The following is a 19,157-nucleotide window of genomic DNA, read 5'->3' on the forward strand; positions in this document are numbered from 1 at the left end:
CCCCCAACGAAAAAACGGCGGAGCCATGGCACCGCCGTTTTCAGAAATCATGTGCGCCGAAGAGTGATCAGCTCTCGCTCAGAGCGACTTTCATGTCTTTGACTTCATAGATGACCTCGCCGTCCGCCTCGACGATGCCGTCGGCGACGCCCATGGTCAGGCGGCGGGTTTGCACGGCCTTGGTGAAGTCGATTTTGTAGGTCAGCATCTTGCGGTCGGGGCGCACCATGCCCTTGAGTTTGACCTCGCCCACGCCCAGCGCATAGCCGCGCCCCTGCCAGCCGCGCCAGCCCAGGTTAAAGCCGGTCAGCTGCCACAGACCGTCCAGACCCAGACAGCCGGGCATGATCGGGTTGCCGGGGAAGTGGCAGTCAAAGAACCACAGGTCAGGGGTGATGTCGAACTCGGCCAGGACGTGGCCTTTGCCATGCGCACCGCCATCGCCCGAGATATCGGTGATCCGGTCCATCATCAGCATCGGCGGTGCAGGCAGCTGGGCGTTGCCCTCGCCAAACAGTTCGCCACGGGCGCATTTCAGAAGGTCTTCGCGGTCAAAACTGCTCGGATATTGCGACATAGAAGGCGGATTCCCTTGTTTTATGGTCTTGGTTTCCTCTCCCCTCTATCACCGGGCTGAACCCTCCTGCAAGGGCGCGCGGTGGTCGCACCAAAAGTGGCGCCCCAAGTCGCCCTCAAGTCGCCTGTGCCAGTTGCGACCGATTTTCATTTGAAATTCCCTGCTTCGGTCCCTTATATTAGCATGTGAAGCATGGGAACCGTGACATGAACGTGACTGAACAGGCAAAAACCCGTGGCGCTGCATGGCTGGCCGAGGCCGGATTGCGCCCCACACGGCAACGCACCACATTGGCGGCGCTCTTGGTGGGCGATGGCAAGGATCGCCACGTCACCGCCGAAAGCCTGTATGGCGCCGTGTGTGATCAGGGCGAAAGCGTGTCACTGGCGACGGTCTACAACACCTTGCGTGCCTTCTGTCAGGCTGGTCTGATGCAAGAGGTCACGGTCGATGGCTCGCGCAGCTATTTTGACACCAACACCCACGAACATCCGCACTTCTTCTGGGAAGACGACGGTACCCTGACCGATGCGCCCAGTGACGAACTGGTGATCACCCAACTGCCGGACGCCCCTGCCGGTGCCGAAATCGCCAGCGTTGATGTCGTGATCCGCTTGCGCCGCAAGTGATCCTGCGCGCGCGGTGCGCCAGCATGGATTGATTTCCCCCTGAACGCCATTACCATCCCCATCACATAGTGGGGAGGGAAGACATGCGCGCCGTGGTTTACACCAAGCTGGGTCCGGCACAGGACGTTTTGACATTGCAGGATCTGGAGAAACCCCAACCCGGGCCGGGCGAGGTGCTGGTACGCGTGCATCTGTCCGGGGTGAACCCCTCGGATGTAAAGCTGCGCGGCGGTGCCCGCCCGGGCATGACAACCCCTGAACACCCGTTGGTCATCCCGCATAGCGATGGCGCCGGGATCATCGAGTCCGTTGGCGAAGGCGTCCCTCAATCACGTGTGGGCGAACGGGTGTGGCTGTGGAACGCGGCCTGGCGACGGGCGCACGGATCAGCAGCAGAATATGTCGCTTTGCCCCAGGAACAGGCTGTCCCCCTGCCCCAGGATGTCTCGATGGAGACCGGAGCGGTGTTGGGCATCCCGGGTCTGACGGCCTGCCACTGTGTTTTCGGCCTGGGCGAGGTGCGCGGCAAAACGGTGTTGATCTCGGGTGGATCAGGGACCGTTGGGTTGCTGGCGGTGCAACTGGCGAAATGGGGAGGTGCCCATGTGATCGCCACCGCCTCGCGCGCGATGGCCGATCGCGTCCGCCAGGCCGGGGCCGATACGGTGCTGGACTATCGCTCGCTGACATTGGCGCAACAGATCAAAGACGCCAATAATGGCCAGCCTGTCGAACATGTGGTCGAGGTCGAGGCCGGGCTGAACATCGCCATGATCGCCGAGGTGATCGCCGAAGGCGGCACCGTTGCGGCCTATGGCTCGGCCCAGAAACGAGAGGTCGACCTGCCGTTTTTCCAGCTGTTGTTCAAACATGTGACCCTTCAGATCGTATTGGTCTATCTGCTCCCGTACGAGGACCGGCTGAAGGCCATCATGCAACTGCACGCCGCCCTGGCCGAAGGCGCGCTGAAGGTCGACATCGACCAGACTTACCCTCCCGAACAGGCCGCAGCCGCGCATGAAGCTGTCGAAGCCGGTCATCGCCAGGGGGCCGTTCTGATTTCCTTTGCCTGATCGCGGGGCGCTGTGCCCCGTTGGAAACCGATTTCGCCCCGCCGGACCCTGTGCTACAAGCGGTGAACGCATTCACCAATGACACACGCGAACAATGAACACCGAAGGCCCCATCATCCCTCGTGGCGCAGCGTATTTTGACGTGAACGCGCGCGGCACCGCGCGCGAGTTCGCGTTTCTGCTTTTGCCGCAGTTTACGCTGCTGGCCTTTAGTGCGGCGCTGGATCCGTTGCGGATCGCCAACCAACTGGCGCAGCGGCCCTTGTATCGCTGGTGGGCCTATTCCGAGGATGGGACGGCCGTGACCAGTTCCTGTGGCATGACGGTCAGCGTGGACATGGCCATTGATACCTTTCCGCAAAATGCCCACGCCTTTGTCTGCGCCGGAACGGTGCATGAATTCGACGCCTCGCATAAAACCATGTCGGCGCTGCGGCGGCACGCAAAATACGGCGGTGTCGTTGGCGGTATTTGTACGGGCGCGATCACGCTTGCCCGCGCCGGATTGCTAAACGGCAAGCGCGCCACGCTACACTGGGAAAACCAGCCTGCCTTTCGCGAGGAATTCCCTGAACAGGATATCTCGTCTGCGATTTACGAGATCGACGGCAAAGTGCTGACCTGTGGCGGAGGCGTGGCCTCGACCGATATGATGCTGGCGCTGGTCGAAGAGGATTTCGGCCCGCAATTCGCTTTGGCCGTGGCGGACATGTGCGTTTATGGCGGGCGCCGGTCGCAGAACGCGCATCAACGCTCGTCGCTCAGTGTGTTGCTGGGGTCGCGCAACACCAAGCTGGTGGAAATCGGCCGCCTGATGCATGACAATATCGAAGAGCCCCTCTCTTTGGCGGATCTGTGCGAGCAAGTGGGGGTTTCGCGCCGACAGGTCGAACGGTTGTTCGTGAAATACCTGAACACCAGCCCGCTGCAATATTATCGGGGGCTGCGTCTGGATCACGCCCGCGCGTTGCTGCGCGAAACCAACTTGAGCATCACCGAGGTCGGGCTGGCCAGCGGATTTGCCTCGGACTCGGCCTTTCTGAAGGGGTTTCGCGCGCGGTTTGGGGTCTCGCCCAGCAAGTTCCGCGGCACCTAATCCTTTAGCTTTTTCAGATCATTGCGCGCGCGGGTCATGCCGTGCTCGAATCCGTTCGCATCGCCGTATTCCAGAAAGCTGCCGTAGTGGGCATGGGTGCCATCGACGCGGGCTGCATGTTTGATCGGGCACCAATAGGCCTCGGTCCTACCGGCAATTTCGCGCACGTAAGACAGCAATCCGTTGCAATAGCCACAATAGACGCAATTCAGTTTCTGCAACCCGTTCAGATAGGCCAGATGATGACGATCAATGCGGATATGATCGGACCGGCGGACCTTGGGGATGCCATAGGCCGGAAAACAGATCGCGTGATAAATGGTGACGAAGATATCCAGCAGCACAAAGGGCACGATCAGCGAATAGATCACTGGCGCGGTGATCACCGTCATTGGCCTGGTCCGGCGCAAGAACGCCAGCCAGCGCACACGGAGCGCTCGATGTTGACGGCGGGCCTCTACTTCCCAGACGACACGGCCGTTTTCCAACCGGTAACGGAACGCCTCGCGCCGTTTGGAAAGCTCGAGCTCGAATTCATCCTGAAGTTCGCGAATTCTATCCAACAGGGTTTCGGCGGTGTTGGGCATGGCATCCTCCGGGTCTGCACAGGGGAATGATACCAAGGGATGCCCAACGCAAAAAGCCCCGCACGAGGGCGGGGCTTTCTGGGTATTCAGATCAGATCAGTTGATCGAGACAATCTCGAATGCAAAGGTCAGCGCCTTGCCAGCCAGCGGGTGGTTTGCGTCCAGGGTGACCTCTTCTTCGGTGATTTCCACCACGGTCACGGGCACAACCTGACCCGAGGGCGATTGCATTTGCAGTTGCAGGCCAACCTCCAGCGGGATTTCTGCAGGCACGTTCGAGCGCGGGATCGCCTGGATCGCATCAGGGTGCGCTTCGCCGTAGGCTTCGGCGGGCTCGATCTCGACGGTCTTTTTCTCGCCGACGGTCATGCCGGGCAGCGCCTTGTCCAGACCGGGGATGATCTGGCCAGACCCAACGGTGAATTCCAGCGGATCGCGGCCTTCGGAGCTGTCAAAGGTCGAACCATCGGCCAGCGTGCCGGTGTAGTGAATACGGACGGTATCGCCCGATTTGACTTCGGTCATAAGATTTCCAGTCATCAGAGGGGGTGTATCAAGAGGCCGCAGGATGCGGGTGCTCGGGTGCGAATTGGGGGGCACCCTAACGGCGCGCCCCGCGGAATGCAAACGGGCTACGATTTCGGCTTTGCCAATGGGGCCCGCCGTGCGACCCTGCCCCCGGGAGGAGCAAACATGACCATCACGACCTGCATCTTTGATGCCTATGGCACGCTATTTGATGTGGCCGCCGCCGCGCGCGAGGCCGCCGCAGAACCGGGGCGCAAAAACCTGGCGCAGCACTGGCCCAAACTGGCCGAGCACTGGCGCCTGAAACAGCTGCAATACAGCTGGCTACGGGCGATCACCGGGCAATACACCGATTTCTGGCAAGTGACCGAAGACGGGCTGGACTGGGCGTTGGAGGCCACAGGTCTGAACGGCGATGCCGACCTGCGCGACCGCCTGTTGTCGCTTTATTGGGAACTGAGCGCCTATCCCGAGGTCCCCGCGATGCTAGAGCAGTTGAAACAGGCTGGTCTGACCGCCGCAATCCTGTCCAATGGCTCGCCGGACATGCTGGCGGGCGCGGTGCGTTCGGCCGGGTTAGAGGACTTGCTGGAGGACAGCCTGAGCGTTGAATCCGTGGGCAATTTCAAACCCGATGCCCGGGTCTATGACCTGGTGGGGCACCGTTTCTCTTGCGCGCCGTCGCAAGTGCTGTTTGTGTCCTCGAACGGATGGGATGCCTCGGCGGCGGCCAGCTATGGGTTCACAACGGCCTGGGTCAATCGGGCCGGTGATCCGGTTGATCGTCTGCCGGGCAAACCACATCATATTCTGACTGACTTGTCCGGCATTCCGGATCTGGCCACCCACGCATAAGAGGACCTCTATGCCGCATTTCACCACGTCTGACGGGCTGTCTTTGTACTACGAGGATCAGGGGACGGGCCTGCCGATCCTTTGCTTGCCCGGATTGACCCGAAACGCTCGGGATTTCGATTTTGTGGCACCGCATCTGGCGGGTCATCGCGTGATCCGCCTGGATTATCGCGGTCGCGGCAAATCCGACTGGGCCGAGGATTACAGCACCTATTCGATCCCGCGCGAGGCGCAGGACGTGTTGGAACTATTGGCGCATCTGGGCCTGGAGCAGGTCGCCATTCTGGGCACCTCGCGCGGGGGGCTGATCGCGATGGTGCTGGCCGCCACGGCCAAGGATCGCCTTTTGGGCGTGGCCCTGAACGATGTCGGCCCCGAGCTGAACATGGACGGGCTGACGGCGATCATGGGCTATCTGGGCCTGAATCCTCAGGTGAAAACCCTGGCCGAGTTCGCGACCCTGCGCGCGCAATTGCCGGGCTTTGCCAATGTCCCCGCACAACGCTGGGCGCAAGAGGCCACGCATAACCATGTGGAAACCCCTGACGGGCTGCAAATTAACTATGACCCCAAGCTGCGGGACGCGGTGATCGAAGGGATGGCCAATGCCGAGACCCCGGATTTGTGGCCGCTATTCGGTGCCATCGCGCCTCTGCCCTGTGCGGTGATCCACGGGGTGAATTCGGATTTGTTGTCCCCCGAATCCGTCGACAAAATGGCCGAGGCTATGCCCGGTCTGATCGTCGCTCATGTGCCCGATCGCGCCCATGTGCCGTTTTTGGACGAACCCGAGGCCTTGGCGGCACTGAAAACCTGGCTGGACGCGTTGCCATGAATATCGACATGATCGAGGCCGCCGCCCAGCGCCTGAAGGGCCATGTGCGCCACACGCCTTTGCTGTCGTCGCCCTTTCTGGACGAAATCGCGGGGCGCAGGGTGCTGATCAAGCCCGAATGCCTGCAACACACCGGCAGCTTCAAATTCCGCGGGGCGTGGTCGGCTCTTTCCGCGCTGGACCCGGCACAGCGACAACGCGGTGTGATCGCGTTTTCCAGCGGCAACCACGCACAGGGGGTGGCCTATGCCGCTCAGTTGCACGGGGTTTCAGCGGTGATCATCATGCCCTCGGATGCACCGCAGCTGAAGATCGACAACACCCGCGCCTATGGGGCCGAGGTCATCCTGTATGATCGCGCAACCCAGGACCGCGATGCCATCGGGGCCACCGTGGCCCAAGAGCGTGGCCTGACACTGATCAAACCCTTTGACGAGCCGCAGGTGATCGCGGGCCAAGGCACCACCGGGCTGGAAATCGCCGCCCAGGCCGGGGAGCTTGGCGTCTCGCAGGCCGATGTTCTGGTCTGTTGTGGCGGAGGAGGCTTTACCTCGGGTGTGGCGCTGGCCCTGGAAAAACACGCCCCTCAGATGCGCGTCCGCCCGGTTGAACCCGTGGGCTTTGACGATGTGCGCCGGTCGCTGGAAAGCGGCCAAATAGAGCGCAACCCGCAGATGACAGGGTCGATCTGTGATGCGATCCTCTCGCCGCAACCTGGCGATATCACCTTTCCGATCATGCACCGTTTGTGCGGGCCGGGACTGGTGGTCAGCGATGAAGAATGCCTGCACGCCATGGCTCTGGCCTTTCAACGTTTGAAAGTGGTCGCGGAACCGGGCGGCGCGGCGGCGCTGGCGGCGGCTTTGTTCCGAACGGATTCGATCGCGCAGGACACGGTGATCGTGACGATCTCGGGCGGAAATGTGGACGCCCAGATGTTCCAAAGCGCGCTGGATCGCTTTCTCTGACGAACCCTGAAAACGGATCTATGAAGGGCGCTCGACCGGGCGCGCCCTTTTGCGTGTATTTACGCGTTCCAGCCCCCTCGCCCAGGGACAAATTTAATTGACGAGGTCAACTAAAATAAATAGATTAGTTGACGGTGTATATTAAATTGACCAGACTTCTTTTGCGAACAGGGAGGAAATCATGCGTACTCAAGTAGCCATCATCGGGGGCGGCCCGTCGGGGTTGTTGCTGTCTCAACTGCTGCACAAGGCAGGGATCGAAAGCGTCGTTCTGGAACGCCAGACACGCGAATATGTGCTGGGCCGGATCCGCGCGGGTGTGCTGGAAACCGGGTTCGTCAACCTGATGCGCGAGGCCGGCGTCGACAAACGCATGGACGCCGAAGGGTTCGAACATGACGGTACGCTGATCGCCTTTGACAACGAACAGTTCCGCATTGATTTCGCCAAGCACACCAACACCAACGTGTTGGTCTATGGCCAGACCGAAGTCACTCGTGACCTGTACGAGGCCCGCGACCAGATGGGTGGCACTGTCATCCACGGGGTCAGCGACGTCGAGCTGAACGACCTGACCACCGACAAGCCCTACATCACCTATACGCTGGACGGCCAATCTCAACGTCTGGATTGCGATTTCGTGGCGGGCTGCGACGGCTTCCATGGCCCCTCGCGTCAGGCGATCCCACTGGATGTGCGCACCGAGTATGAAAAGGTCTATCCGTTTGGCTGGCTGGGCATTCTGTCTGAAACCCCGCCGGTGGATCACGAACTGATCTATGCCAACTCGGAGCGTGGTTTCGCGCTGTGCTCGATGCGCAACGCCAACCTCAGCCGCTACTATGTGCAATGTTCGCTGAACGACAGCCCCGATGACTGGAGCGACGATCGGTTCTGGGACGAGCTGAAACGCCGCATCCCCGAAGAGGCCGCCGACAAGCTGGTCACAGGTCCTTCGATCGAAAAATCCATCGCCCCGCTGCGCAGCTTTGTGACCGAGCCCATGCGCTATGGCGCGCTGTTCCTGTGTGGCGACGCGGCCCATATCGTGCCCCCCACCGGCGCCAAGGGTCTGAATACCGCTGCATCGGACATCCATTACCTGTATACCGGTCTGAAACAGCACTATCTGGACAAGGATTCCAACGGCTTGGATACCTACTCGGAAAAAGCCCTGACCCGCATCTGGAAAGCCGAGCGTTTCAGCTGGTGGATGACCAGCATCCTGCACCGCTTCCCCGAGCAGTCCGAGTTCGACATCCGCATGCAGCGGGCCGAGCTGGAATTCCTGCGCGACAATGATGCGGCGCAAAAGGTGCTGGCGGAAAACTACGTGGGTCTGCCCTACTGATGCCGTTTGCCGAACTGTCAGACATTCGGCTGCATTACCGTGAAGACGGAGAGACCACCGGCGCGCCGGTGGTCTTTGCACATGCGTTAGGGGTGGATCTGTCAGTCTGGGACCCCGTCATCGCGCGTTTGCCTGCCGGGCTGCGGATCATCCGTATGGATATGCGCGGGCATGGACAATCGCAGGTGCCCCCGGCGCCCTATTCGATGGGCACATTGGTGCGCGACGCCGAGGCCCTGTTGGATCACCTGAACATACGCAACTGCGTCTTTGTCGGTCTGTCAATTGGCGGGATGATCGCCCAGGGGTTGGCGGTGAAACGTCTGGATCAGATACGTGCTCTGGTCCTGTCCAACACGGCCGCCAAGATCGGCCAGCCCAAAGCCTGGCAAGACCGGATCGCGCTGGTCAACTCGAAAGGGACGGACGCTGTCATCGAGGCAACGCTGGAAAAATGGTTTGCGCGCAAGTTCCGCGCCCAGACCGATCTGACCCCGTGGCGCGAGCTGATCGGCGCAACCGATGCCCAGGGCTATGCCGGCTGTTGTGCTGCCATCGCGAGGACTGATTTCTATACGCCCACGTCAGGCCTGCGCTTGCCACTGCTGGGGATCGCCGGGTCCGAGGATGGCTCGACCCCGCCGGATCTGGTGCGCGAAACCGTGGATCTGGTGCCCGGCAGCAAGTTCCAGCTGATCCGCCGTGCGGGGCACCTGCCCTTTGTTGAACAACCCGATGCCTATACCGAGGCGCTGACCAGCTTCCTGCGCGAGATCGGCCATATCTGAACGGCCTTTCCGCCAAGACCTTGCCCGTGCTAACACCTGCCCCAACTTCCAAGGGGACCACGCGATGGCAAACATCCTGCTGATACATGGCGCAGCGCACGGGGCATGGTGCTGGCAGGACGTGATCCCCGTTCTCAGCGCGATGGGTCACACTGTTCGCGCGATTGATCTGCCCAGCCATGGAGATGATCCGACCCCCTATACCGAGGTCACGCTGGACAGCTATGCCGATGCGATTCTGGCCGCACTGGCCGAGCCAGCCGTGGTGGTGGCGCATTCGATGGGGGGCTATCCGGCGACGTTGGCGGCAGAACGTGCGCCCGATCTGTTCCAACATCTGATCTATGTCTGCGCCTATGTCCCCGCCCCCGGCCTGTCATTGGCCCAGCGCCGTATGCAGGCACCGCGCCAGCCGCTGCTGCCCGCGATCCGCATGACCCCAGATCGCAAGGGCTGGAGCGCAGATCCGGCGCTGGCTCCGGGCATCTTTTTCCACGATTGCCCACCCGAATCCGTGGCCTTTGCGCTGAAGAACCTCAGCATTCAGGCCACGCAGCCAACCTCGGTTCCCGTTCAGACCGGCCCCAACTATGACCGCGTGCCCCGCAGCTATATCCGCTGTCTGGACGATCACACGATCCCGCCCGAGTTTCAGGTCACCATGACCGCCGACTGGCCTGCCGACAGCATCCATGAAATGCCCTGCGGCCATTCCCCGTTCTTTGCCGATCCGGCGGGTCTTAGCGCTCGGATCGACTCCATTCTTCAGAAATAAGTCAGGATATCCTATGGCTGCTTCGGTCTTTTCCTCCGAGCTTTACACACGTCTGTTTCCAGTTGGCGAGGCCGGACGCCTGTTCACCGACAGCGCCGAGGTCCGCGCCCTGCAACTGGTGATGGGTACCTTGGCCAAGGTGCAGGGACAGATGGGGCTGATCCCGGAAATCTCGGGCACGTTCATCCACCGCGCGGCGCTGGAAATTCCGTTAGATCCCGGCGGCTTGGCAGCCGAAACTGGCCAGAACGGCGTCAACATCCCCGGTCTGGTCACTGCCTTTCGCAAGGCGATGGAGGCCCCCGAACACGCGCAATACCTGCATTGGGGGGCGACCTCGCAGGATATCATCGACACCGCCCAAAGCCTGCGGCTGCGCCAATTCCTGACCCTGCTTGAAAAGGGCACAACCAGCCTGCTGCAGGACATGGCCACGCTGGCCGAAACTCATGCCGATCTGCCCATGGCCGCGCGCACCTGGGGTCAGCTGGCCACCCCCACCTCGTTCGGGGCGGTGCTGGCCAGTTGGGGCGCGCCCTTGCTGGATCTGCTGGCCGAACTGCCCGCGCTGCGCGACCGGGTGCTTTGGGTCAGCCTGTCGGGCGCGGCAGGCACATCATCGGCTCTGGGCCCGCGCGCGCCCGAGCTGCGTGCAAATCTGGCCCAAGCCCTGAACCTGAGGGATCCGGAACGCAGCTGGCACAGCGATCGCGGCCCCATTCTGGCCCTGTCGGCCTGGCTGACGCGCCTGTGCGCCGCGCTGGGCAAATGTGCCGAAGACCTGCTGTTGTTGACCCAATCCGGGATAGCCGAGGTCTGTCTAAAGGCCTCGGGCGGGTCCTCGACCATGCCACAGAAACAAAATCCGGTGGGGGCCTCGGCCATCGTGGCGCTGGCCCGTTCGGTCTCGGGGTTGAACGCCACGTTGCAAGGGGCCGGTGCGCATCGACAAGAGCGTGACGGCGCGGCCTGGATGAGCGAATGGCTGACCCTGCCCCCGCTGTGCCTGTCCACGGCCTCAGCGCTGGAACATGCTCGGCCCCTGCTGGCAGGCCTGACCCCGGATGCCAACGCCATGCGCGCCGCCCTGGCCAACAACGACCTGATCCATGCCGAGGCCCTGTCGTTTCGCCTGACCGAAATCCTGCCCCGCCCCGAGGCGCAGGCCGCAACCAAATCGCTGTGCCAACGCGTGTCCGGTGACACCAGCTTGGCCCAGGTCGCGCGCGCGGCCTATCCGGATCTGGCGCTGGACGATGTCTTTGATCCTGCCAGCCAGATGGGCCAGGCCCCCAGCCAAGCGCGAGCCTTCGCCAAACGGGTGCGCGACCAAAGCTGACGGCTGGTCAGGAGAATTCCCTCTTTGCGGATCGACAGAGCGCCCCTATCTAAGGGGAACCGTCCCTGCGGCGGGTCTTTTCAGAGCGAATTATCCAATGACCAAACGTTTGCCGATCGTTTTCATCATGATCACCGTGATGCTGGATGCCATGGGCATCGGGCTGATCATGCCTGTGATGCCCGATCTGATCCAAGAGGTCGGCGGGGGCACCCTGGCCACGGCCGCGGTCTGGGGAGGCGTCCTGACGACCTCGTTTGCGATGATGCAATTCCTGTTCAGCCCCCTGCTGGGCCGGCTGTCGGATGCCTTTGGGCGCAGGCCGGTGTTGCTTGTGTCCCTGTTCGTGATGTCGGCGGATTACCTGGTGATGGCGCTGGCCGGATCGATCTGGCTGCTGCTGGCCGGGCGGATCATCGGCGGGATTACGGCGGCGACCCACTCCACCGCTCATGCCTATATGGCCGATATTTCCCGCCCCGAGGACAAAGCCGCCAATTTCGGCCTGATCGGTGCAGGATTTGGCATCGGTTTTGTTCTGGGGCCGATGCTGGGTGGATTGCTGGCTGAATATGGCACGCGCGCGCCCTTCTATGCTGCGGCCGTTCTGGCCTTTGCCAATGCGATGTTCGGCCTGACCGTCCTAAAGGAAACCGTCACCGAAAAAACGCGCCGCGCCTTTGATTTGAAGGGGGCCAACCCGTTTTCGGCCTTGCGCGCGATTTCGAAACTGGGGGGCGCTGTCACCCCGCTGTTGTGGGTGCTGCTGCTATATCATCTGGCCAACGTGGTGTATCCGGCGGTCTGGGCCTATTTCTCGACCGCCAAGTTTGGCTGGTCACCGGGGCTGATTGGGGTGTCGCTTGCGGTCTATGGCGTGTCGATGGCGGTGGTTCAGGGTGCGCTGATCCGCCCGGCCTCGCGCCTATTCGGAGACATGCGCACCGTACAGATCGGCATCGGGATCGAGGTGATCGCCCTGATCCTGGTCGGTATGGTTTCGAACGGGTGGGTCATCATGGCCCTGATCCCGATTTCGGCGCTAGGGGCCATCGCGCAGCCCGCGTTGCAAGGCATCCTGTCGCGCATCGCCCCGGATGATCAGCAAGGCGAGCTGCAAGGCGTGCTGGCCTCGATCGCGTCGATCTCGATGATCATCGGCCCGTTGATAATGACGCAGGTGTTTTCCTATTTCGCCGCCGATGACGCACCCTGGCACCAACCCGGCGCGCCCTTTCTTTTGGCGGCCGTTCTGATGGCGATTGGCGGGCTGGTTTTCGCAGCCAGTGGCAGGCAAGTGCGCGCTGCGGCCTGATTGCTGGCCTTGCTGGGCTTGCCAAGACCCGCACAGACCCACATATTTCAGTTAGCCAGTGGATTGGGCGGGCCCTCTCGTCCTTTTTCGACGAACATGTTAAGAATGTGTCAAACAGCGCAGGATCTGACGAAATTGAATATGCAAGCGCCCCCCGCCCCGCCCTCTGAAATGGCCCGCAGCGCCCAAGCGGCGGCCGCCTATTTGAAAACACTGGCCCATGAAGGCCGGTTGATGATCCTGTGTCATCTGGGCTCGGGTGAGAAATCGGTGGGCGAGCTGGAGACCCTGCTGGAAATCCGACAGGCGGCGGTCAGCCAAATGCTGGCGCGCCTGCGCGAAGAGGGTCTGGTCACCACGCGGCGCGACGGCAAGACCATCTATTATTCGCTGGCCGATCAGAACACCTATGAAGTGATTCAGCTGTTGTACCGGCTGTTCTGCGGGCCCGAAGACGCCGCTGGCACCAGCTGCTAAGCGGTGCCGCGCCTTCGCATTCGCCTGGTTTTTGACGACGGCCTAAAGGTTGGCCCCGGCAAGGCAGACTTGTTGGAACGGATCGCTCAGACGGGCTCGATCTCGGGCGCGGGTCGTGAAATGGGCATGAGTTACAAGCGCGCCTGGTCCCTGGTGGACGAGATGAACAGCGCCTTTTCAACACCACTGGTGCAGTCCTCGCGCGGGGGGGCCAAAGGGGGCGGAGCCACCCTGACCGAAGCTGGGCAAACAGTGCTCGAGGCGTTTCGCAAGCTGGAAACCAAGATGGAATCCGCCGGGGCCCAGGAAATCGCGGTGATCTCTGACTTGCTGACCGATATGTCTGACGAAAGACAACGCTTGCCATTCGGGCCGAACCTTGGCGATATGTTTTGTGAAACATATTGAGGCGTGATGCTCCGACTTTTTGCCCTTTTGTCCCTGCTCATTCCGGCCCCCTTGTGGGCGCAGGACGTGACCGTTTTCGCTGCGGCCAGCCTGAAAAACGCGCTGGAAGAGATCACCGCCACATGGGAGCACCAGACCGGATACCGGGCGACCCTGTCCTTTGCGGGCAGCTCGGCCCTGGCGCGCCAGATCGAGGCCGGAGCGCCCGCGGATATCTTTATTTCCGCCAATCAGGGTTGGATGGATCATCTGGCCGCTCGGGGCCTGATCCAGACCGAGAGCCGCGTGAACCTGTTGGGCAATCAGCTGGTGCTGATCGCGCCCAAGGGCTCTGCTGCCTTTGGGCCGCTGGGGCCGGAGTTTGATCTGGTGGCGCGACTGGGGCCCGACCGCATGGCCATTGCCCTGACCGAGGCCGTCCCCGCCGGGATCTATGGTAAGGCGGCGCTGATGCATTTGGGCTTGTGGGATCAGGTCTCGGACCGGCTGGCGCAAACTGACAATGTGCGCGCCGCCCTCGCGCTGGTGGCCTTGGGCGAGACACCGCTGGGCGTCACCTATACCACGGACGCGCAGGCTCAGCCCAAGGTGCAGGTGCTGGCCACTTTTCCGGATACCAGTCACCCGCCGATCCTGTTTCCGGCCGCTCTGACCACCGACGCCGCGGACCATAAGACACAAGAATTCCTGCACTTTCTACAATCCAAGCCCGCCCGGGCGTTGTTTCTTGAGGCGGGATTTCTGATTCCGGACCCGCAATGACGGACTGGATCACCCCGCAGGAATGGGACGCGATCGCGTTGTCGCTGAAGGTCGCAAGCTGGGCCACCCTGGGCGCATTGCCAGTGGCGATCCTTGCGGCCCTGGCGCTGGCCCGGGGAAAATTCATCGGCAAGCAGGTGTTCAACGGGCTGGTGCATCTGCCGCTGATCCTGCCCCCGGTGGTGACCGGATATCTGCTGTTGATCACCTTCGGCAAACGCGCGCCGGTGGGGGCGTTTCTGTATGACCATTTCGGCGTTGTTCTGGCGTTTCGCTGGACGGGCGCGGCGCTGGCGGCGGCGATCATGGCCTTTCCCTTGATGGTGCGTGCCATCCGTTTGGCGATCGAGGCCGTGGACCCCAAACTGGAGCAGGCTGCAGCGACGCTGGGGGCCTCGCGGTTGCATGTGTTCACAACCGTGACCCTGCCGCTGATCCTGCCAGGCATTCTGGCCGGCGCGATCCTGGCCTTTGCCAAGGCCTTGGGAGAGTTCGGCGCGACCATCACCTTTGTGTCCAACATTCCCGGGCAAACGCAAACCCTGCCCTCGGCCATCTATGCGCTGTTGCAGGTCCCGGGGGGCGAGGGCTCGGCGATGAAACTGGTGGGTATATCGGTGGTGTTGGCGATGGGGGCATTGCTGGGCTCCGAGGCACTGGCGCGGCGGGCTCAGAAACGGGTGCGCGGATGAGCATTTCGGTGGATATCTCTCATGCCATGGCGGGGTTTCACCTGTCTGCCAAGTTTCACGCAGACCAGGGGGTGACGGCAATTTTCGGGCATTCGGGCTCGGGCAAGACCACGCTGATCAACGCGATTGCCGGGTTATTACGCCCCGATCAGGGCCGCATCGAAATCAATGACCGCCCGGTGTTTGACAGCGCCAAAGGCACCCATCTGGCCACGCATAAGCGTCGGGTTGGATATGTGTTTCAGGACGCGCGCCTGTTCCCGCATCTGAGCGTTGTCAAAAACCTGCGCTATGGGCAGCGGTTTCATCGACGTGCGACCGTAGCTGAAAACGATGTCGTGGACATGCTGGGGATTGGCGATCTGCTGGATCGTCACCCGGGCGCCTTGTCGGGGGGCGAAAAACAACGGGTCGCGATTGGCCGCGCCCTGTTGTCGGCCCCGGATTTGCTGTTGATGGACGAACCCCTGGCCGCGCTGGACGCTGCGCGCAAAGACGAGATTTTGCCCTATCTGGAACGCCTGCGCGATCACGCGAACCTGCCCATTTTGTATGTCAGCCATTCCGTGGCCGAGGTCGCTCGTCTGGCCAACACGCTGGTTCTGTTAAAGGACGGCATCGCGCAGCGCAGTGGCCCTGTGTCCCAGCTTCTGTCAGATCCGGATTTGGCTCCGCTGTTTGGCCTGCGCGAGGCCGGGGCGATCCTGCCCGTGACAGTTCTGCGCCATCATGCCGATGGGTTGACCGAGCTGCGCAGCTCGGGCGGGACCTTCCTGTTGCCCCGCGTATCCGCGCCCCAAGGCGCAAATCTGCGGATCCGGATACATGCCAACGAGGTGATGCTATCCCTGGAGCGTCCTGCCGCGATCTCGGCCCTGAATGTGCTGCCAGTCGAGGTGGAAACCTTGAGGATTGGCTCGGGTCCCGGCGCCCTGGTGCGCCTGAAAAGCGGGCAGGACCGGCTTTTGGCGCGTCTAACCCGTCGCTCGGCGCAGGGGTTGGATTTGCACCCTGGCACGCGTTGTTATGCGATCATCAAGTCAGTCTCGGTCGCGCAAGGAGATGTCGGCGGAACCGCGATACGCTAGGGTTATTCAACCGCGTAAAGAGACACCACAACCTGACCGGCCAGACGTGCGCCGACGCCGGAAAACAACGTCTTGTTCACCCATTCATAGCGCGGATCGCCGGTTTCCAGCCGCGCCGTCGTGCGCATGTAATACGCCGACGGATCGACCTCGTCGCCGCGTGCAATGGCGGCCAGAACCTCGGCTGGGCCATGCCGATACCCGTAGTTCTGGATCTCGATCAAAGCGCCGTCGTCGGTCTCGAACGCATAGCGCGTATCCAGTTCCGCAACCCCGTTGGCCCAAATCGTTTGCCAGTCCGCGCCCAGGTTCAGAATCGTTCCATTCAAAACCGGGCCTTCGACACGCCCGCCAACGATGGGAATGATCCGTCGCTGCCCCGCCTGCCCCGGACCCATTTCCTTGATCGGGTCCAGTTCGACATACAGATCGCAGATATGTCGCAAATTGGGGGCCGGAAGGGCGGCGTTAGGGCTGGTCATGTGGCTCTCCTTGGGAAGTCGTCGGGCCACGATGCCTTTGGTTGCCGCCCAAGACAAGAGAGGCGCACAGATATTCCTGCACCCGCATGTTGCCAATCACCGGCTAATGTCGTGAAATGGCACCGAAAAGAAACGAGGGCGCATGGCACAGGCACAGGCACAAAAATCGCTAAGCTCGGCCGACGTGCTGGCGCGAAATATTGTACGGGGCCTGTACGAGGGCCAGTTCACCGCAGGTCAGCGCCTGGTCGAGCCCGACCTGATGGAGCGCTTTGGTGTCTCTCGCTCGACCGTGCGCGAAGCGCTGCAAAAGCTGACCGCCCAGGGGCTGGTCGAGACCCATCTGAACCGGGGTGCGCGCATCCGTGAGCTATCGCTGAAACAGGCCGTGAACATCGTGCTGATCCTCGAGCAATTGCTGGCCCTGGCTGCGCGTCAGGCCGCCGAGAATATTCAGGCCCCTGGGGCGCGCTCGCAACTAGAGGCCGCGCTGTCCCCATTTGGGACGCAGGCCCCGCCTCAGGACAAATTCGAATTCGCCCGTATGCGCAACAGGTTCAACCGGACATTGGCGCGGATCGGGGGGAATGACGAACTGGCCGCGCTGTTGTCAAATATTAACGCGCATATGATCGGGCACCGGATGGGCATCGCGGCCGAAGACAAGAGACAGGCCTATTGCCGGATTGGAGCCGCGGTACTGGAGGGGAACGCGGATTTGGCTGAAGAGCGCGTGCGGGCGCATCTGCGTGGGTATCTGGATCTGCTGGCGGCGCAATATCCGGTGAGATAGGTGCAGGCTGGGTTTGATCCAAAGGCGCGCTAACGCGCACTGGATATCTCGGGCATATCCTGCGGATTTGCCCTCGGGCGGCGGGCCGCGCTGCGGCCCTTGGCGCGGGGGGACAGCACGGGACTCTTAGGTCAGCTGACCCTGGCGCAGCATACGTTGCAATTTGGCCATCCCGCCCAGCCAGCGATCATAGTTTTCCAGCTTGAGCCCCATATATCCGGCGACCTGTGCGTGCGGAAGGATCAGGAAGCGTTCGGCCTCGACGCCCTCCAGTGCGGTTTCGGCCACCTCTTCGGGGGACAGGATACCGTCCAGACCGGCCGAGCCTCCCCCATCGGTGCCCTCGATCATCGCCGTTTGCACGGCTTGTGGGCACAGGACCGAGACACGGATACCTGCATCGCGATGGGTGAAGGCCAGGTTCTCGGCAAAGCCGATCGCGGCGTGTTTCGTGGTGCCATACACGGCGCTTCCGATCTGATTCAGCACCCCTGCCGCACTGACCGTGTTCAGAAAGTACCCCCCGCCGCGGGCCTCCATGCGGGTGACCAGGTGGCGGGCGGCGTGAATATGGGCCATGACGTTGATATCCCAAGAGGTCTGCCAATCGCTGTCTGACGCGCAAACCGAGCTGGACAGACTGTCATCCAGGCCCATCAGCACACCTGCGTTCGAACAAAACAGACCGATGGGGCCATGTTGGGCCTCGGTGGCATCGATCATCGCCCCGATGGCATCACCGTTGCGCACGTCCAGTTCCACGCCCTGCCCGTTGATGCTGTGCGCCACGGCGCGCGCCCGGTCCCCATCCAGATCCGCCACCACGACCTTGGCGGCGCCGCGCTGATGCAGAGCCTGTGCCAGAGCCTTGCCAATCCCGTTTGCCCCACCCGTAACGACGGCCACTGTCCCCTCGATTTGCATGATGTTCTCCTCCCTCATCCTCGCCGGAACAGTCTTTCTGCTGGGTCGCATGCATTCAAGAGGGAACGCCGTTTGACGATGCGTCAGAGCCGCGCCCCCCGCCTGAGCGCGTTTGGGAAGGGTCAGAATTTGTGGTGCCCGCTCGGACAGCCACAAGATGCATGCCAGAATTCAGGTGACAACGCGGTACTTGCTGTGCACAATCTATGCCAAGACCGGTGGTAAACCGGCCACCGGGAAGCTTTCCCGCAGCGACAGCAACAGGACAGGGGACGTGATGTCATTTATTCGACCAGAGCCCTCGGGACACCCGCCTCGGGCACAGAAGGTTTTGCCCGCCAAGACCCAGCTGCGCACTCAATTCGCCGCCCTGTGTTTTCGACAGCGCGACGCCAAGACCGAAGTCCTGCTGATCACCTCGCGCAAATCCGGTAAGTGGATACTGCCCAAAGGCTGGCCGATGGAAACACGGGCCCCTGCACAGGTCGCCGCGCAAGAAGCCTGGGAAGAGGCCGGCGTCAGGGGCACGCCGATTGACCAGTGTCTTGGCCTATATTCCTATCGCAAGAACACGGCCTATGGTGTGACATTGCCCTGTATCGCGCTGATCTATCCTGTGCAGGTCGATCGTTTGGAAAAACACTGGCCCGAGATCGGGCAACGTCGGCGTAAATGGTTCTCGCCGCAAAAGGCCGCACGCAAGGTGCGCAGCGCTGAACTGGCGCGCAGTTTGCAGGGTTTTGATCCATCGCGGCTGTATGCCTAGCTTGATTTTTCCCTGCCCGGCGGTATTTAGTGGGTCAGTTCCCAACCGG

The 19,157-nt window shown here is 61.9% G+C and carries 23 protein-coding genes; 18 read left to right on the forward strand and 5 right to left on the reverse strand.

Translation table 11 applies throughout. The features are described 5' to 3' along the window. Positions 1–67 precede the first annotated feature (67 nt). Positions 68–577, reverse strand: a complete 510-nt coding sequence (gene fabA / locus ACXADQ_RS18675) for a bifunctional 3-hydroxydecanoyl-ACP dehydratase/trans-2-decenoyl-ACP isomerase (RefSeq protein WP_475324752.1) — start codon at positions 575–577, stop codon at positions 68–70. Positions 578–783: 206 nt separating this feature from the next. Here fabA and irrA point away from each other — a divergent pair, with 206 nt between their 5' ends. The 3 genes from irrA to ACXADQ_RS18690 all read left to right on the forward strand — a co-directional run bounded on the left by irrA (position 784) and on the right by ACXADQ_RS18690 (position 3,375). Then, positions 784–1,206 (forward strand): iron response transcriptional regulator IrrA, encoded by a 423-nt coding sequence (gene irrA, locus ACXADQ_RS18680; RefSeq protein ID WP_475324755.1) that lies wholly within the window; start codon positions 784–786, stop codon positions 1,204–1,206. A gap of 83 nt (positions 1,207–1,289) precedes the next feature. Then, positions 1,290–2,279 (forward strand): NADPH:quinone reductase, encoded by a 990-nt coding sequence (locus tag ACXADQ_RS18685; protein WP_475324757.1) that lies wholly within the window; start codon positions 1,290–1,292, stop codon positions 2,277–2,279. A 94-nt stretch (positions 2,280–2,373) separates the two neighbouring features. After that, complete coding sequence (locus tag ACXADQ_RS18690) at positions 2,374–3,375, forward strand: GlxA family transcriptional regulator (protein WP_475324761.1); 1,002 nt, start codon at positions 2,374–2,376, stop codon at positions 3,373–3,375. Here ACXADQ_RS18690 and ACXADQ_RS18695 read toward each other — a convergent pair. Next, positions 3,372–3,962 (reverse strand): hypothetical protein, encoded by a 591-nt coding sequence (locus ACXADQ_RS18695; RefSeq protein WP_475324764.1) that lies wholly within the window; start codon positions 3,960–3,962, stop codon positions 3,372–3,374. The genes ACXADQ_RS18690 and ACXADQ_RS18695 overlap by 4 nt on opposite strands. A gap of 96 nt (positions 3,963–4,058) precedes the next feature. Next, entirely contained in the window at positions 4,059–4,487 is a 429-nt protein-coding gene (locus tag ACXADQ_RS18700) for an FKBP-type peptidyl-prolyl cis-trans isomerase (protein ID WP_475324768.1), read from the reverse strand. Between the two features lie 168 nt (positions 4,488–4,655). Here ACXADQ_RS18700 and ACXADQ_RS18705 point away from each other — a divergent pair, with 168 nt between their 5' ends. From ACXADQ_RS18705 to modC, 13 genes are all read left to right on the forward strand, one after another. Continuing rightward, positions 4,656–5,345 (forward strand): haloacid dehalogenase type II, encoded by a 690-nt coding sequence (locus ACXADQ_RS18705; protein WP_475324772.1) that lies wholly within the window; start codon positions 4,656–4,658, stop codon positions 5,343–5,345. A gap of 10 nt (positions 5,346–5,355) precedes the next feature. Beyond that, the gene (locus ACXADQ_RS18710) at positions 5,356–6,180 is read left to right on the forward strand and encodes an alpha/beta fold hydrolase (RefSeq protein WP_475324775.1); all 825 of its coding nucleotides are present in this window, start codon (positions 5,356–5,358) and stop codon (positions 6,178–6,180) included. Further along, positions 6,177–7,148 (forward strand): threonine ammonia-lyase, encoded by a 972-nt coding sequence (locus ACXADQ_RS18715; protein WP_475324779.1) that lies wholly within the window; start codon positions 6,177–6,179, stop codon positions 7,146–7,148. Before ACXADQ_RS18710 ends, ACXADQ_RS18715 begins: the two co-directional genes overlap by 4 nt. 181 nt (positions 7,149–7,329) lie before the next feature. After that, entirely contained in the window at positions 7,330–8,499 is a 1,170-nt protein-coding gene (pobA, locus tag ACXADQ_RS18720) for a 4-hydroxybenzoate 3-monooxygenase (protein ID WP_475324781.1), read from the forward strand. After that, positions 8,499–9,287: a 3-oxoadipate enol-lactonase gene (gene pcaD / locus ACXADQ_RS18725; RefSeq protein ID WP_475324784.1), complete on the forward strand. Its 789-nt coding sequence runs from the start codon at positions 8,499–8,501 to the stop codon at positions 9,285–9,287. The genes pobA and pcaD overlap by 1 nt, the downstream gene beginning before the upstream one ends. Before the next feature lie 64 nt (positions 9,288–9,351). Then, positions 9,352–10,062, forward strand: coding sequence for an alpha/beta fold hydrolase (locus ACXADQ_RS18730; protein WP_475324787.1), 711 nt, complete (start codon positions 9,352–9,354; stop codon positions 10,060–10,062). 13 nt (positions 10,063–10,075) lie between these two features. Further along, positions 10,076–11,401, forward strand: a complete 1,326-nt coding sequence (locus tag ACXADQ_RS18735; protein WP_475324791.1) for a class-II fumarase/aspartase family protein — start codon at positions 10,076–10,078, stop codon at positions 11,399–11,401. A gap of 97 nt (positions 11,402–11,498) precedes the next feature. Next, positions 11,499–12,716, forward strand: a complete 1,218-nt coding sequence (locus tag ACXADQ_RS18740; protein ID WP_475324795.1) for a TCR/Tet family MFS transporter — start codon at positions 11,499–11,501, stop codon at positions 12,714–12,716. A gap of 141 nt (positions 12,717–12,857) precedes the next feature. Further along, on the forward strand, positions 12,858–13,193 hold the full coding sequence (locus tag ACXADQ_RS18745) for an ArsR/SmtB family transcription factor (RefSeq protein ID WP_475324799.1): 336 nt from the start codon (positions 12,858–12,860) through the stop codon (positions 13,191–13,193). Between the two features lie 3 nt (positions 13,194–13,196). Further along, positions 13,197–13,601: a winged helix-turn-helix domain-containing protein gene (locus ACXADQ_RS18750; RefSeq protein WP_475324804.1), complete on the forward strand. Its 405-nt coding sequence runs from the start codon at positions 13,197–13,199 to the stop codon at positions 13,599–13,601. Positions 13,602–13,607: 6 nt separating this feature from the next. Then, the gene (modA, locus tag ACXADQ_RS18755) at positions 13,608–14,363 is read left to right on the forward strand and encodes a molybdate ABC transporter substrate-binding protein (RefSeq protein ID WP_475324807.1); all 756 of its coding nucleotides are present in this window, start codon (positions 13,608–13,610) and stop codon (positions 14,361–14,363) included. Continuing rightward, the gene (modB, locus tag ACXADQ_RS18760) at positions 14,360–15,055 is read left to right on the forward strand and encodes a molybdate ABC transporter permease subunit (RefSeq protein WP_475324810.1); all 696 of its coding nucleotides are present in this window, start codon (positions 14,360–14,362) and stop codon (positions 15,053–15,055) included. The genes modA and modB overlap by 4 nt, the downstream gene beginning before the upstream one ends. Beyond that, positions 15,052–16,143 carry a molybdenum ABC transporter ATP-binding protein gene (modC, locus tag ACXADQ_RS18765; protein WP_475324814.1) on the forward strand — a complete coding sequence of 364 codons (1,092 nt, stop codon included), beginning with the start codon at positions 15,052–15,054 and terminating at the stop codon, positions 16,141–16,143. Before modB ends, modC begins: the two co-directional genes overlap by 4 nt. A gap of 2 nt (positions 16,144–16,145) precedes the next feature. Here the strand turns inward: modC and ACXADQ_RS18770 are convergent, their stop codons facing one another. Next, positions 16,146–16,625, reverse strand: a complete 480-nt coding sequence (locus ACXADQ_RS18770) for a DUF3237 domain-containing protein (RefSeq protein WP_475324818.1) — start codon at positions 16,623–16,625, stop codon at positions 16,146–16,148. A 142-nt stretch (positions 16,626–16,767) separates the two neighbouring features. On the opposite strand from ACXADQ_RS18770, the gene ACXADQ_RS18775 reads away from it, so the two are divergent. Then, positions 16,768–17,418, forward strand: coding sequence for a GntR family transcriptional regulator (locus tag ACXADQ_RS18775; RefSeq protein ID WP_475324822.1), 651 nt, complete (start codon positions 16,768–16,770; stop codon positions 17,416–17,418). Positions 17,419–17,544: 126 nt separating this feature from the next. Here ACXADQ_RS18775 and ACXADQ_RS18780 read toward each other — a convergent pair whose 3' ends face one another. Next, positions 17,545–18,342 carry an SDR family NAD(P)-dependent oxidoreductase gene (locus tag ACXADQ_RS18780; RefSeq protein WP_475324826.1) on the reverse strand — a complete coding sequence of 266 codons (798 nt, stop codon included), beginning with the start codon at positions 18,340–18,342 and terminating at the stop codon, positions 17,545–17,547. A gap of 277 nt (positions 18,343–18,619) precedes the next feature. Between ACXADQ_RS18780 and ACXADQ_RS18785 the strand changes: the two genes are divergently transcribed. Next, entirely contained in the window at positions 18,620–19,108 is a 489-nt protein-coding gene (locus tag ACXADQ_RS18785) for an NUDIX hydrolase (protein ID WP_475324829.1), read from the forward strand. The last annotated feature ends 49 nt before the right edge of the window (positions 19,109–19,157 follow it).

The sequence above is a fragment of the Thalassovita sp. ABM4_323 genome, assembly GCF_056158665.1.